The sequence below is a fragment of the Natrinema hispanicum genome, assembly GCF_900111485.1.
In the GTDB taxonomy this organism is placed as follows: domain Archaea; phylum Halobacteriota; class Halobacteria; order Halobacteriales; family Natrialbaceae; genus Natrinema; species Natrinema hispanicum_A.
Genome location: NZ_FOIC01000047.1, coordinates 1 through 14,578, shown reverse-complemented (window position 1 = coordinate 14,578; position 14,578 = coordinate 1). Strand labels below are relative to the sequence as shown.

The 14,578-nt window shown below is 50.7% G+C and carries 15 protein-coding genes and 2 pseudogenes; 5 read left to right on the top strand and 12 right to left on the bottom strand.

Features of this window, described 5'->3' with window-relative positions:
- The coding region (locus BSG09_RS18785) for an IS66 family transposase (RefSeq protein WP_139246200.1) at positions 1–337 on the top strand (337 nt) is incomplete at its 5' end.
- A 209-nt stretch (positions 338–546) separates the two neighbouring features.
- On the opposite strand, the gene BSG09_RS18780 is transcribed toward BSG09_RS18785, so the two are convergent.
- The 4 genes from BSG09_RS18780 to BSG09_RS18765 form a co-directional block, all read right to left on the bottom strand.
- On the bottom strand, positions 547–1,224 hold the full coding sequence (locus tag BSG09_RS18780; protein WP_092935863.1) for an IS6 family transposase: 678 nt from the start codon (positions 1,222–1,224) through the stop codon (positions 547–549).
- 62 nt (positions 1,225–1,286) lie between these two features.
- Entirely contained in the window at positions 1,287–2,297 is a 1,011-nt protein-coding gene (locus BSG09_RS18775; RefSeq protein ID WP_254799209.1) for a glycosyltransferase, read from the bottom strand.
- A 262-nt stretch (positions 2,298–2,559) separates the two neighbouring features.
- Positions 2,560–3,483 carry an NAD-dependent epimerase/dehydratase family protein gene (locus tag BSG09_RS18770; protein ID WP_092935859.1) on the bottom strand — a complete coding sequence of 308 codons (924 nt, stop codon included), beginning with the start codon at positions 3,481–3,483 and terminating at the stop codon, positions 2,560–2,562.
- Positions 3,480–4,973, bottom strand: a complete 1,494-nt coding sequence (locus BSG09_RS18765; RefSeq protein WP_092935857.1) for a sugar transferase — start codon at positions 4,971–4,973, stop codon at positions 3,480–3,482. The genes BSG09_RS18770 and BSG09_RS18765 overlap by 4 nt, the downstream gene beginning before the upstream one ends.
- A 132-nt stretch (positions 4,974–5,105) precedes the next feature.
- Here BSG09_RS18765 and BSG09_RS18760 point away from each other — a divergent pair.
- Positions 5,106–5,773: pseudogene (locus tag BSG09_RS18760) on the top strand (GDP-mannose 4,6-dehydratase); the annotation flags it as partial.
- 43 nt (positions 5,774–5,816) lie between these two features.
- Here BSG09_RS18760 and aglF read toward each other — a convergent pair.
- The 3 genes from aglF to BSG09_RS18745 form a co-directional block, all read right to left on the bottom strand.
- Positions 5,817–6,560: a UTP--glucose-1-phosphate uridylyltransferase AglF gene (gene aglF, locus BSG09_RS18755; RefSeq protein ID WP_092935854.1), complete on the bottom strand. Its 744-nt coding sequence runs from the start codon at positions 6,558–6,560 to the stop codon at positions 5,817–5,819.
- A 140-nt stretch (positions 6,561–6,700) separates the two neighbouring features.
- Positions 6,701–7,501: a hypothetical protein gene (locus tag BSG09_RS18750; RefSeq protein ID WP_092935852.1), complete on the bottom strand. Its 801-nt coding sequence runs from the start codon at positions 7,499–7,501 to the stop codon at positions 6,701–6,703.
- A 35-nt stretch (positions 7,502–7,536) separates the two neighbouring features.
- Positions 7,537–7,884: a hypothetical protein gene (locus BSG09_RS18745; RefSeq protein ID WP_139246284.1), complete on the bottom strand. Its 348-nt coding sequence runs from the start codon at positions 7,882–7,884 to the stop codon at positions 7,537–7,539.
- A 173-nt stretch (positions 7,885–8,057) separates the two neighbouring features.
- On the opposite strand from BSG09_RS18745, the gene BSG09_RS20480 reads away from it, so the two are divergent.
- Both BSG09_RS20480 and BSG09_RS20475 read left to right on the top strand, forming a co-directional pair.
- The gene (locus BSG09_RS20480; protein WP_463508930.1) at positions 8,058–9,497 is read left to right on the top strand and encodes a DUF7289 family protein; all 1,440 of its coding nucleotides are present in this window, start codon (positions 8,058–8,060) and stop codon (positions 9,495–9,497) included.
- 11 nt (positions 9,498–9,508) lie between these two features.
- The gene (locus tag BSG09_RS20475; protein ID WP_139246282.1) at positions 9,509–10,459 is read left to right on the top strand and encodes a hypothetical protein; all 951 of its coding nucleotides are present in this window, start codon (positions 9,509–9,511) and stop codon (positions 10,457–10,459) included.
- 99 nt (positions 10,460–10,558) lie between these two features.
- On the opposite strand, the gene BSG09_RS18730 is transcribed toward BSG09_RS20475, so the two are convergent.
- The 5 genes from BSG09_RS18730 to BSG09_RS20460 are packed head-to-tail and all read right to left on the bottom strand — an operon-like array spanning position 10,559 to position 14,025.
- Positions 10,559–11,299 carry a DUF7289 family protein gene (locus tag BSG09_RS18730; protein ID WP_139246281.1) on the bottom strand — a complete coding sequence of 247 codons (741 nt, stop codon included), beginning with the start codon at positions 11,297–11,299 and terminating at the stop codon, positions 10,559–10,561.
- Positions 11,299–11,778, bottom strand: coding sequence for a DUF7266 family protein (locus BSG09_RS20470; protein ID WP_139246280.1), 480 nt, complete (start codon positions 11,776–11,778; stop codon positions 11,299–11,301). Before BSG09_RS20470 ends, BSG09_RS18730 begins: the two co-directional genes overlap by 1 nt.
- A 2-nt stretch (positions 11,779–11,780) precedes the next feature.
- Entirely contained in the window at positions 11,781–12,791 is a 1,011-nt protein-coding gene (locus BSG09_RS20465; RefSeq protein WP_139246279.1) for a hypothetical protein, read from the bottom strand.
- A gap of 6 nt (positions 12,792–12,797) precedes the next feature.
- Positions 12,798–13,406 carry a DUF7288 family protein gene (locus BSG09_RS18725; RefSeq protein WP_092935842.1) on the bottom strand — a complete coding sequence of 203 codons (609 nt, stop codon included), beginning with the start codon at positions 13,404–13,406 and terminating at the stop codon, positions 12,798–12,800.
- A gap of 1 nt (position 13,407) precedes the next feature.
- Entirely contained in the window at positions 13,408–14,025 is a 618-nt protein-coding gene (locus BSG09_RS20460; protein WP_139246278.1) for a DUF7287 family protein, read from the bottom strand.
- Between the two features lie 283 nt (positions 14,026–14,308).
- On the opposite strand from BSG09_RS20460, the pseudogene BSG09_RS21175 reads away from it, so the two are divergent.
- Positions 14,309–14,578: pseudogene (locus BSG09_RS21175) on the top strand (IS66 family transposase); the annotation flags it as partial.

Genomic DNA, 14,578 nt, shown 5'->3' with positions numbered 1-14,578 from the left:
AAAGCGGGCGGAGGCGTCGTTACATCTGGAAGGGCTGATCAGAGAAGACTACGAGGCACAGGAGGTCAAGAAGCTGATCGAGAAGATCAGGAACGGGTTAGGGCACTGGCTGACGTTCGTTACAGAGCCAGACGTCGAGTCGACGAATAATCGCGCAGAGCGCGCTCTGCGCGAGCAAGTTGTGCTGCGGAAGATGTTCCGGACCCTCCGCTCAGCCGAAGGGGTCCAGATTCACGAGACGATCACAACCATGTTAGCCACGTGGAAACGGCGAGGACTAGATCCGCCCGAACAGCTCCAGTCCATCCTCGGTGGGAAAGAACTCAGTTCAGGATGAGAGGTATCACTGACCGGTGAATCCTGGTCACGCTATCCAACTACTCTGAAACTAACCATGTGCTACGCAAGAGCAAAACTGGGGAAAGAAGCACTCAAAACTGTGCTTTGATTCACTAACGATCTACGCCACAAGAGCGTAGTTAGTGTGCACAGCCTCAGCAAGCAGCCATTCTAGATCGCTTTGTGAGATACTAAAACTGGCACCGTCTAGTTTAGCATCTCCGCTGACGTTTGTCCGTTGAGTGATTGGTGCGGCCGTTGTGTGTTATAATAGTGTACGAACTGTTCAAGCCATTCTCTGACGCTCGCCCGACTGCCCACCCATGAGGTATGAAAGCGGTCAACTCGCATCTTGAAGGTGTGAAACCACTTTTCGATCAGGTTTCGATCACCGTAGTCAAGCTGACCGCTCAACCCTAATCGAGAGAGGGCAGTCAGATACCCGTAGCCATCGACGAGGAACACGGTATCGGAGAGATCATGTTTCTCGGTTAATCGATGCAGGAACGCAGCGGCTGGATCGGTGCCTCGTCGTCCGAATACTGCGGCATCAAGAACGAGCCGTGAGTCTAGGTCTATTGCAACATATACCCAAGACCAGTCACCGTTAATCCTGACAGCGGTTTCATCAACAGCGACCCGCGGCGGCTCCGCCGTCGGCGGGTCTGACACGCTGTCAGCTAGCCGATGTACCCAGTTCCAGATCGCCTGATGAGAGCGTTCAACGCCGATCAGACGAAGAATCGCTTGTGTCTCCCGAAGCGAACATCCGGTCGCGTGGAGGCGGACAGCGAACACCCTGACGGGCGTCGCTGTCCGCTCACGCTCCCAAGCTTCATCAAAATCCGTCGCGTAGCACTCGCTGAGTAGGTCTGCGAGCTGCATGCCAAACTAGCTCTACGACCTGCTCGCTTCTCAAACCGCACCAACTAGACGATGCCCTAAAATTATACTTGCCGACTCTTGTCGTCTGTCTCCCAAGAGGTGATATTCTTCTTCTGAAAGAAATTGTGGAGTCCCAGTAGTAGCCCGTAATTTGCCATAAGGAAGTAGTACGGAACATGGACGACGAGTGGTAGTGACTCAACTTTTGACTCAAATATGAAACCACTCACGGCCAACGCATAACAGAGTGCTTGAAGGCCGACAAGGATGGGGAAAAAGAATCCACCGTAGAGAACGGATAACACTACAGTAGAAACGAGTATTAAGACGAGAAAGATAGGCGAAAGCCATCGGAGGAGCTTATGAGAACCGAGTTTGTACGAAATCTCCGTACTCGAGATTGGATTGAGAAGGCTACGATATCGCCAAAGCGTATGCCACGATCGCGTTGAAATACGGATGCGTCGGGACAATTCGGATTCAACAGACCCAGTTGTGCTCTCGTAGGCGATTGCGTCTGGACTGTAGGCGATCTCGCCGCCGTTCTGGAGGATTGCGAGCGGTTCAGCGAAATCACTGATCTCGTCGTTCGCCAGTGGAATATAGGCATGCCGTTTAATCGCGTATATCGCACCGTTTCCAGCGATAGTTGTCCCGGTAGTGTCCTCTAATTGCTTCAGCATCCTTTCGTACCGCCAATAGAGTGATTCGCCCTCCACGTCGCCGGCCTGGTATCGAAGTTCGCCGATAACACACGCAACACCGCTCTCGAGTCGTTCAACGAGTTTTCGAACAGCGTCGGGTTCGTACATGCTGTTCGCATCCGAGAAGACAACGACGTCGGACTCGAGTCGATCAACGACCTCGTTTTGGCACGCAGTTTTGCCTACCCGACCCTCGATGCGAATCAGCTCGACACCGGCGTTCGAGTACTGTCGAACGATCTCGTCCGTTCGGTCGGACGACGCGTCGGAGAAGACAATGATATTGAGTTCGCCTGGATACGTGAGTGCAAGTGTGTTTTCGATCTTTTCGGCAATAATCGATTCCTCGTTATAGGCGGCGATGACCACTGCGACGTGTGGCCACGAATTAGGTTCCGAAGGTGTCTCAGAGTTGCTAACTGCGGAACGCACAGCGAGTGTGATTGGATAGAGAAAATAGCTGTGAACCAATAATACCGAAGCAAGAACGAATACGAGAAGCAAGCTGATGGTTAACATTCGGTATCTACAGGTCGTATTGAGCCAACTCAGTTATAAGATCTTGTTTTTGGATAGAGATCCTCACGAGACGAACTCCGAACAGGTGACACATACCGTTCCCATGGGCGTATCAAATTACAGTATCCAGTCCGTCCTTAAGCGAAACAGACGGCTCGAAATCAAGCGTCGACTCGAGCCGGGACACATCAGCCTGACTCCGATTAATATCACCATCACGACCCTCAACATGGATGATTTCCGATTCCGAACCAGCAACATCATGAATGATCTCAGCCAACTCAAGTATAGACACGCTCTCCCCGGTTCCCACATTAAAAACTCCGGTCACGTCGGAACTCGCTGCTAACAGGTTCGCCTGGACAATGTCCCGGACGTGCACGAAGTCTCGAGTCTGCGAGCCGTCCCCTTCGACGGTAATCGGCTCACCGTTCGTGGCCTGCTCCGCAAACACGCTGATCACCGCACTGTAATCACCCGACATCTGTCCTGGCCCGTAGACGTTAAAGTACCGAAGCGCGACGGCCGACAGGTCGTACAACTCGGCGTACAGCCGGACGTACCGCTCGGCGGCGAGTTTCGAGAGCCCGTACGGTGACGTCGGGTCAGTCGGTGCGTCCTCCGAAATCGGTACCGACTCCGGATGGCCATAGACGGCCGCACTCGAGGCGAACACGAATCGAGCCGATTCCTCGCGCGCACGCTCGAGCAGTTTCACGGTTGCGGTGACGTTGATGTCGTGTGTCACCTCCGGCCGCTGCACCGACTCTTCGACACTGATCAGCGCCGCCTGGTGAAAGATGATATCGACGCCCGCTGTCGCCCGCTCGAGGGCGTCGTCGTCCCTGATATCCCCCTCGATCAGCGTCGCGTCGTCCGGGACGTTCGATCGAGAGCCACTTGAGAGATCGTCGAGAACGCGAACGTCGTTATCGGGAGCGAGCGCCTCTGCGATGGTACTCCCGATGAACCCGGCCCCACCCGTGATGAGGATACGATTGCCGGAAATCGACGGAAAGTCGTCCTGAACACTCATTCGTCGGAAGCGAACTCCCTGACATCGGATAAGACTTTCCAGATCTGTCGAATGACGATCCGCACGTCGAACCAGAACGTCTGCCGGCGGACGTACTCGAGGTCGTACCTGAGCTTCTTCCCCGGCTCGTGGCCGGTGACGTCGTTGATTTGTGCGAGACCAGTCAGTCCGGGCTTGACGAACCAGCGCTGTTCCCAGTCGACGCCTTCGTTTTGTATCTCTGCATCGAGTTCGGGACGTTCGGGACGAGGTCCGACGACGCTCATATCCCCGACGAGGATCGACCACAGCTGGGGGATCTCGTCGAGGTGCGTCTTCCGCACTACTCGACCGACGCGCGTGACGCGCGGATCGACGCCGCCCGCGTCCTCTTCGCTGATCTTCGCGCCTGTTTCGTCCTCCGCGTTTTCGATCATGCTCCGGAACTTGTACACGGGGAACGATTCGCCGAATACGGCAGTTCGCTCCTGACGGTACAGCACTGAGCCGCCGTCCTCGAGTTTGATCGCCGCCGAAATCGCAACGATCAGTGGCGTAAGCACCACGAGGGCGGACATCGCAAACGCCACGTCGAACGCCCGCTTGAATAAGTGATCCAGCGGATCCCACGGCTCGAGATCCACGTCTACGAGCTCTCCCACATCCACTTCCGAGACCAGCACGCTGTCGGCGTACTCTCGGTGGACCTTCGCATCGACGCCGTGTTCGTAACACGCGTCGAGCGCGCCGAAAAACTCCGCGCGGTCGGCCTGACGGAACGCCAACACGACGGTGTCGATATCGTATTCGACGAGGACGTCTTCGAGTCGCGAGAGTCCGCCGAGCCGGGACAGCGATCGAACTGCGCCTGGAGACGCGTCCCCATCCTCGAGTTCGGAGCCCTCGTCATGGCGAAGCTCGATCCCGCCGTCAGCGACTACTTCGCGGCCCGCCTCTGATGTACTTCGCACTGCGTCTCGAACTGCAGTGATTGTCGGACAGAGATAGCCAATTACGGGTGTGTCGACTGCAGGCGCGACGCGATCGATCTGTGCGGGATCGTCGCCGACGATCAACGTCCGACCGTCGGACCCATTGGGCTGTCCTCGAATCAGGAGAAACCAGCTTGGAAGTACGACAGCAAGTACCCCGATAATCATGACAAGCGTTGCCCGCGGCAGCCGGTGTGACCACTGAAAGTACCCCAGCGTCGCCAGCGCGAGTCCACCGACGAGGACGCGCTTCTGAACGAGAAAGACCGTATCGAGGATTCGACGCGGTCGTGGCTTGTAGAGGGGCCAGACTGCCCCTGCAACTGCGAGAACGCTCAGTGTAAGCGCCCACTGCAGCGACGTCCAATCAAGGACGGTCGGCTCGAGGCGATCGAACAGCGGAACGACCGTCGTGAAGATGGACTGGGAAAGGGGATGATTCGCGACGAGCACGGCAACGACGACGAGACATACGGTCCCCGTCGCACTCACGGTCCGATACCGCCAACCGGTAAGCATCGAGTAAGGAGAGGTGGCTGTACTCGTATATATGCTTTGAAACGACCGATTCGATGATGTATTCAGATATGTTATGGCCAGACAGTTACCTCGATCTTTGATTCACGCGAACTCAAATTTAGGTACCACACCGAGTACAACGTCAACAGGACGATGAACCTCCTCGAGGCCGCCCGACACAATGACCTCGAGCGCGTTGTCCTCGCAGCTTCGTCGTCAGTGTACGGCAAGCCAGAGTATCTGCCCTACGACAAGGACCATCCGACGAATCCAGTCTCACCCTACGGGGTCTCGAAGTTCGTGAGCGAACAGTACGCGCGCGTGTATAACGAAATCCAACCGTTGCGTTGCGCTACTTCACCGTCTATGGCCCGCGGATGCGGCCGAACATGGCGATGACGAACTTCGTCTCGAGATGTCTCCACGGTGAACCGCCAGTCATCTATGGCGACGGCACCTAGACCCGCGACTTCACCTACATCGAAGACATCGTCAGGGTCAACGAACAACTGCTCGAGGCCGACAGCGCCGACGGCGAGATCCTCAACGTGGGCTCGACGGACAACATCGACATCCGAACCCTCGCGGAAGTCGTTCGGGATGAAATCGATCCATCCCTCGAACTCGAGTATGATGAAGCCCGCGAGGGCGATGCCGAACACACCCATGCCGACATCTCGAAGGCAAACGATGTGCTCGGCTACGAGCCAACCGTCGACATTCGAGGCGGTGTCTCGAAGTTCATCGACTGGTACCGTGAAAACCAAGAGTGGTACGATCCGCTCGTCCGATCGTCCTAATACTCGCTACGAAACGTAGCAGACAACGGGTTAGACAGTATAGCTAATCGGAGGCTGCCTCAACAGCTGCGCTAGTTTCCTCTTGCAGTCGCTGTTCTGCTTCGTCACGATCCTCTGGATACCCGACGTCGATGCGCCAGCCCTCGAGTCCAATCGCGTCGATCGTTCGTCCCGACTGGATCAGTAGGTCGATCGCCTCACTGATCTCATATTCACCGCGGTTGGACGGTTGCACCAAATGACAGGCGTGGAAGATTGCCGGTGTAAACGTATAGAAACCAGTCATCACGAGGTTCGACGGCGGATCCTCGGGTTTCTCGACGACGTCCGTGATCTCGCCGTACTTGTTGGTATCACAGACTCCATAGCGCGATGCTTCCTCCCACGGCACCTCCTCGACGAGGAACGCCGCATCCGCACGATCCTCCTGCTGGCGCCGGACGACATCCTCAAGATTCGCGTTGAAAATGTTGTCCCCGAGAATCAGCATGAAGTCGTCGTCGACGTACTCTTCGACAGTCAATAGGGCGTGTGCGAGTCCCTTCTGTTCGCGCTGATGAGCGTACGTGATCGGCACGCCGCGGTACTCGTCGCCGTAGTGGTCGATGATCTTCTCCTTGAGGTAGCCAACGACCACCACGAACTCGTCCGCACCGAGATCGACGAGATTGTCGAAACAGTGCGTGAGGATTGGTTTGCCGCCGACTTCGACCATCCCTTTGGGTTTGTCTTCTGTGAGTGGCCGGAGTCGCGTCCCTTCCCCCGCAGCGAGAACGACTGCTTTCATTACATCTCAAATGATAATTCCATCCGTATGGCTTTTCTGATTATCGCATAGGCGGAGTCCACACTGCAAAGACCCGCTCGAGATCACACGAATCAGTGACCACAAGAACGATTTATGCGGAAAAGCTGGTTCAGTCGTTTCTAATCCAAACCAAGTGACTCTACAGCAGCAGCTGATATTGTCACTGATCGCTCACCAGCCGTGACTGATTCGCCTGCAATAGATTCAATCAATTCGGCAAGTTCCTCACGATACGTGTCGGATCGCTCTTCTATGATTTGCACTGAATGACTATCGGAGCTTGTTGTCGATCGATTGCTGAGATACGCTTGCACAAACTGTTTTCGTACCTCGAGCGGTGCCTCTTCGAGATACCACGGCAGTGACAACGATTCAGAGTGAGCTTTACTCCCAACTGGCGCCCCGAGAACATGCAATACACGCCCGAGAATCGCACCATCTTCACCAGGCCGAACCGATTTTCCACGGTTACTATTGCGCTCCTTCCGAACGGTATATCCGACACCGGATAACTCGAGTGCCGCCACACACTTCGAGTCGAATTCAGATTCGGTAAGTGTAAAAATCGGCTGCCAATGATCGCTGGCGATCATTCCACCAGAATAGATGCTCGCAACGAGTATGTTCAGTCCCATGAACTCGTTGTCATTGAATGTTATATCTATCCAGCCATGCTTGCGGGCTGCATACAGACCTGTAACAACACTGGGGGTGTGTCCAGCGTCAACCCATGAGCGGACTCGAGACTGGGGGAATCCAACTTTTGTCGCAATCGACGTGTAACCTTGATCTGGGTGGTCCACACTAAACGACACTGCATGTCGATACTGCTGAACGGCTCGCCAAGCATCGTCGTAGGTACCGCCGTCGTAGGTGCGAGCAAATTCACGTTCAGTAACAAGCACAGATGAAGCAGTCATAGTCTCAGTATGGTTCAATAGCAGTGGAGAAGGTGTTAGGCAAATACTCCCCGGTTTTCCCAATATAGGTACAGCACGAACGCTGTTGTTCCACTAAGTAATTCTACAAGAGTGTTCATAGTCATCGCTGTCATCCTCGTCTTCTGGTCTACCAGTCCTATATTGGCAGAAATTATATGTTTAGAGATGAAGACTGAATTACTGATATCAGTAAGAAGGAACCCCCCGACAAACGCTATTCCGATGATAGCGACCCAATGAATCGGCAGGTCGTATCCGTGCTTAGTGGCATCAAAATAGATCCACCAGACGGCAGCTATTGGAGCTGCAATTGGAAGCAAGAGAGCCAATACCGTATTCATTTTTGCGTGGGCGTAGTACATGTCTCTTCCTATATAATACTAGCTAATCTACAGGCAAAACAGATTGAGTGTCTTGGAGTTTGACCCTGCGGGAGATTATATTCTGCCTTGGTTATTGTAGATCTGTTGAAAATAGACCTTGTCTAACTAGATCTCGGCAGAAGTTTCAATATCTTTCACGAAAACCGTCTACCATGAAATCTAGCCGGGGAGTTTCCACTGTTGTGGGATATCTCTTACTTGTAGCAATCACCATAACTGCATCTGGAATACTCCTTTATACTGGGTCGAATATGATTGATAGTATTTCTGACCAAAACCAGAATGAACAAGCGCAACAATCGATATCGCAGTTTAGTTCTGAGGCAAGTCTCGTAGCCCTGGGTGATTTAGAATCTCGGACGATTGACTATGGCGATACTCATGACGGGCAAATCGAGATCCGGCAAAATGCTAGTTATGTTAAAGTCTATGTCGAAAATGATTCTGGCGACATTAAAAATCGTCTACTTGAAAACCAGTCTCTAGGGGCAGTTGTCTACAAAAATGGTGATACAGAAGTCGCATACGAAGGCGGTGGCGTATGGCAAGAGCAAGATGAATATAGCACCATGGTTTCGCCCCCGGAATATCACTACCAAGGACAAACACTTACATTCCCCGTTGTTCGCGTTAGTGGAGAAGGTGGCGCAAGCGGATCAACCCGGTTGTCGGTCAAACGGTTGAATTCGGACGATATTAGCTACCCAAATCCTATTACAGAAGGCAAAGTCCATGTGACAATAAAAAGTGACTATTGTCGGGGGTGGCGTCAGTTTTTCCTTGAACGGACCGGTGGAAGTGTTACAGAATGTGATGATCAGACAGTTACCGCTGAGCTGTCTACCCCCAAAGAAATAACGATAAATAATGGGGTTGCAGTTCGAGATGATTTTAATGGCCCCAATAGTAAACATGCAGAAGTTCCAGACAATATAGATGAAGATGCAGAATTGGTGGGCATATCTGGAACAATCGACTCCAAAATTGAATCTGCTAAAGAAGAAAACAATAATTCAGATGCCACCTGTATTAGTGAAACTTCGTTTGAAGGTGGCTGTACTCTTACTAATGGTACATACTTTGTCAATAATGATGTAGTGTTAAATCGTGATGTTGATTTCGACACATCTAGCGGGCCAGTCGATGTTATTGTAAATGGATCCCTCGATATATCTGGACGAGAATTGGAAAATAAGGATACAAGTACAAATAATGGTGTCCAGTATTATGTGGATGGGAATCTCGAGATCAAAGGTGGTACTGTGGAGACAGATTCCGCAGATATCGAGGCTAAGCGAAATGTGTTTTTAGTAAGTGGTGGTGTTGCAACGAAATCTAACGCCCCATCTGTTGAGCTGATGGATAGTGTGATATACGCGCCAAATGCTGATATCGATTCGAATGGTCAATTCGGTACATTCCGTGGCGCGATTTATGCTCACTCACTCGAGATCACGGGTGGCGGGAGCAAAAATACAGACATCCAATACGATGAAGATCTAGCTGGTTATCAAATCGAAATAGAAACAAAAGCGACTACGATCACCTATCTACATCTGAGTGAGAATCGGATCGAGGTTCAACCAGATTAACAATCCCTCTCATGCCAAATAATGCGAAACTAACTCGGCGGGCTGCGCTTGCTCTTATCGCTGGAGGTTCCGGAATCCTAATCTCCGACACGATGGGCTTCACGCAAATTAACACAGATCGAGGAGTTAGCGTTGACACCGCATCCGACGAAAATGCGCTTCTTGGTTTAGTCGACCAATCTGTGGGAGCTGTGGTTTCAGGACCGAACGACACGACTGCAGTCTATGATATTACGGATAACACCGGTTCGTTCTCGATACAAGATTTTGATGTAACCGTGCTGAAACTGATTAATGAAAACGGTGTGGCGACAACAGCCCCACCAGTCCAAGCCACAGTCAGTGGAAATGGAGATCAGTACACCGTCGACATCAGTTGCTCGAGTGACACAACTACTCTCGGAGACTCCTATCTGGTAGTACTGGAATTTGATGCGGAAACGGATGATACCTCAATCACTGCGACACGAACAACTAACTCGTACGTCAGCATTACCTGTACGCACGATTACGGCGATTCCGGCAACTACCGCGATTCCAATAATGGTGGTGCCGCACAACCGGATGATCCGAGTGGAAACATCGAGAACCCATCTGCAGTCAACGAAAATGACGATAATACCTCCACAGCTATCTCTTCGGGAGGCCAAGCCGACCTCAAGGTCGGATACTCATTGCCACCTGTAAATGCGTCAGCTAACACGTATGAGATGAATTTCGATATAGCGCGTATACAGGTCGGTAATGGTACTTTCGGATTTTACCTTGTCAATAGTAGTGGCGAGGAACTTACAAACCGACAGGCCCTCACTACGGGCGACAAGACCTATTCTTTCTCAGATGCAGAAGAACAAGATATCGCTGCTAATCACGATGACCTCTATCTAATCATCGACTCAAATACCACCGGCAAGGGCAATAAGGAACTCGAGATTGACTACTTTGCACTCACCTCAAGCTGATTCTCACTTTTGATTGCTAACTCTTTTAACTGTATTGACCGAGCGAAGATGTTCATATCGAAGGTATGCGGACCGGTCTATGTCGTCCTGATATAGTGCTCACTCAGAGATCTCTACCGAAATCGCACTCTCTCGTATAAGTACCTCGTCGGTTTCGATCTCGTATTCCACTTTTCTTGAATCGTCTGACACTTTCGTTAACCCGGATGCTTGATCCTCGAAATAGCGCTCCCACATTTGCGCATGATCTGGTTCAACCTCCATTGTAATTGTGACAGTTCGATCCACACCGGTAGAATAACTCGTTGAACTCAGTTCTTCATGATCCTCAAGCACCACTAATGATGTTCCGCTCCCCTGATACTCGTCTTGTCCAACGAGTTTTACAACATTCAGAATAACTCTATCGTCCCCAAATTTGAACGGTGGTGTCTCATGCATAAATGCACCATCTCCTTCGCTTCGAATTACAGCACCAGCCTTGTACGTAATGTCACCACCTTCTCCACGATAGGCAAAGCCCCTCAGTGATGTGTTTGTAGATTCAGCCCCGCCAATCGTGATCGTAATATCATGTTTTGCTGTAGTTTCCACAGCGCTGTCAGTCGTTTTCATTTCGACAGAGCGGCGTGGTGCTTCTTCCTGAACAATGTCGTCGATATTGTTCGAAAAAACCACCATTGCCTGTTCGGCGTTATTGAGTTCTGAGCTTGCTTGATAGGTACCTATTGAGGCAATCCCACTTACGTAAATAATTCCAATAGAGAGGATTACGACGGAGAAAATCATAATATAGCCGAGAATGCCACTTTGTCCTCGAGAGGTCGCCGTTCTATTCATCATGAATCTCCCCCTGGGGAGCCAAGCTTGATATCGTCACTAGATGTGTATATCCTCCATTCAGACTCTTGCGTAGATTCGACATCGATCTCATGCTCTGTTTCGAGTGGGATTGATACAGTAATCCCACTGCCAGTGCTTTCAAGAACGAGTTTTGAATTGCTCTTATCATATGTTACTGTATACGAATTCCCGTTGACTTGACTAGGCACATCTGGATTAAGAACTACAGTAGCTGTTCCATCAGTTGCTAAAATTCGATCGGCCGACAGTATTTGTGCGCCGATCCGGTCACCAATGATTTGCAACTCTGCTTCGGTCCCTTGCTCAGTGGTCTGTGTTACTAACCCGCTTGTAGCGGAAACCAACCCTGCCATTAAGATTGTGATGATTACGATCGCCAAAATATATCCTACTTGGTTAGAGACAGCTCGGTCATCTCTTTCAAGAATACGCCGTGAGGGTTGACGGTCAGACATCGCTATGTCCCTCCTGCTCGAATATACGATAGACATCTTGTATCTGATCGGCTACAGGGGGCGATTCGAATCTCTCCTTCATAATCGTATCCTGATGACTCATATATCAGATCGAACGTTGATGAATAGACAGCGTTCTTTGGGTCTGGTGATCCGGACTTCTCGAATCCGCCCTCCGGTACAGTGAGGGTATATTTGCCCTCGATATTATTGGTGTTTTTGAAACTAATTGTGTATTTGGATGATGATGCATCTAAATTGGATGCATAGTCGTAGGTATTCACCTCATCTACTGATTCCGTTCCCGTTTCGTTTACACTCCCTGTCACCACGTCTAAGGTAAGTGAATCGTCAGCTTCGTACTGTTCAGTTGGGCCGCTCCCGCCATCGACTGCGATAACCGCATCAGACCCATGTTTTGCCACGTAGACTGTCCACACCTCTCCGGAGTCATCGGTGATGTTTATATGAAAGGCGTCACTAAGTTCTGTAGAAGTGATACTATCTACGTCATGTAAATCAGATGGTTGATTAACAGCAATTTGGAACCGACGAACGTCAGTGGCGTTAATACTCCAGTCTCCTGTTGGGCCGTTGAAATTCTTTTCGTTCGTCTGACGTATCTGTCTCCCAGATCTTTCGTCTACCTTCGAAATACGAAGAATTTGTCCCTGTGAATCACTTTCTTGCATCCGAATTGCATTTTTTGCCTGCGTAGTGGCATTACCAAAGTCATCTCCAGAACCATGTCGATTTGACCGAATGAGCAGTTCGCCATATTCGGTGTAAACCATCTGCTGAACCGACTCAATCTCGTTGCCCCCTTCCGGAACACCCTCAGATTCCATGCTCTCGGCGAAGAGAAACCCATTTAGAACAAGCGTGATCCCGATGAGGAGGATACCTAACGTGATGACACTGATTAGGATCAGTTGACCTCGATTCTGGCCATAGAGTCCTTGTTGGGTCTGCCAATACTGCCCGGAGTTCTTCTGTTGATTTCGACTACTCATTGATAATCACATCCTCCAAACGACAATCCGTACACGAACCACATTATATAACTCTGAATCATCATGAATATCTTTAATATAGCTCTCTGACTCGGAGTCGATGGTACTGTCGTGAAGGAAGATAGTCTTCGTGGCAGTGGCGGCATTATATGAGGGCTCACCTTGGTAGACCACTGTAGTATCCTTAATTTTTTCATTCTCCTCGCTCTGATATTCAACATACATGTTGTATGCTATATCCTCACTCGAGAGAGACTCGTTTAACAACTCACCAAATTCGAAGTCGTCTGGAACTCCTTGAGTGTAATACGGACGGTCAGTGCCCTCGGTTCGCTTAAATCGCTTCCCGCTTTCGTTCCAGTTGAGAATGACGGGGGTGATTGAGTTGGTTTCTGCTCCGATATCGATCGCATCATTTGCAAGAGCCCGATTTTGCTTCTCAATCTGCTGATTGGCCGTACTCGCACTCAGTGGCGTGATAACCGTTGATTGGAGGGCGACCAGCATTATGAGGAGTAGTATGATTGCCCCAGTGATCGCTTCTAACGTGAATGCTTGCCCCCGTGTATCAGTCAGTGATTGGCCCCCAAGCCGTGAGAGAATATCGCCGATCATATTACCACAGCTTCACTCTTAATTTATATACTCCAGATTTATATTCCTCTCCAGTATAATAGACGAGTCGAGTCCACTGCTGGACGTTTTGCGAGTTTGCTGACTCTCCTACAGAGTATGTAGTCCCAGTATCTAGTGACTCGAGTTCGATCCGAACATGAGTCGAACTACTGAGCCCCAACGCAGTCGGGTCAAGTTCATCTTCTGACCCTGGATAGATCTTGATGTCATCTGGGGGGTCACACCTGTCAGGGAGCTCGTTACGCTCAAAGAAGGCGTCAGTACACGCTGGATCAAGCGTTGTGGCATGCGAGTTATTTTGGTTGCCACCGAGAGTGTCTGTGACGAGATAATCTGCTGTCCGTTCTGCCTGAATTTTCTCTCCGCTTTCACTTGGCGTATTGAAGGGCGCGACAAGGTTAGGAACAAATATGAAAATGAATGCGACAGTGATGAGAAATATTCCTATGCCGAATGCAAAATCAAGTGTTGTCTGTGCCCGGTCTTTTCCTCCCGAATCTCGCTGTGTTGATATCATGCTTGCCGCTTTTGTCGAACAGAATGGGTAGCTTTTGCAGTAATTGGTGGATGATCTGAAACTGTGGCCGATGAAAACCATCGAGTAGAATCTACTAGAGATTGGTTTGTCACCTCTCTGGAGGAAGGGAATAACTCCTTATAATAGAAAGCGACGGCACCGTCGGCCCCTAGTACTAGAGGAGTCTTTGTCTCACTATCGACCATACTTCGCTTTTCAATGCATTAGATAAATAGCTTTCTCAGATATTCATTTAGAAGTATCTATAATATGTTGGTTTAATTAGTGTGTAGTTGGATAGCGATTTGCCGTCAGACCGATTTCGTAGCAGTCTCATGAATGGTCTCTCAATAGTGAACCAAGTGTGTCGCTGGGGATTGGCGGATCGCCGGAATCGATAGATTCCGCGATCCGCACCGAGAACAGTACGTATCTCCGCCAGCAACTCGTCGTCCAAAAGCTTGAGAACCGTCTTCTCCGTCGCCAACTCGCTGCACAGCAACAGCAGATAGAGGTACTTGAGACTCGCCTCAAGCGGTACGAAAACCCAAACACACCACCCAGTAAGCAGGGTGGTGCGGCTGGATCACCTGGCAGCGACGACAGAGACAAGGAAGAGAACGAAGACCAAGGG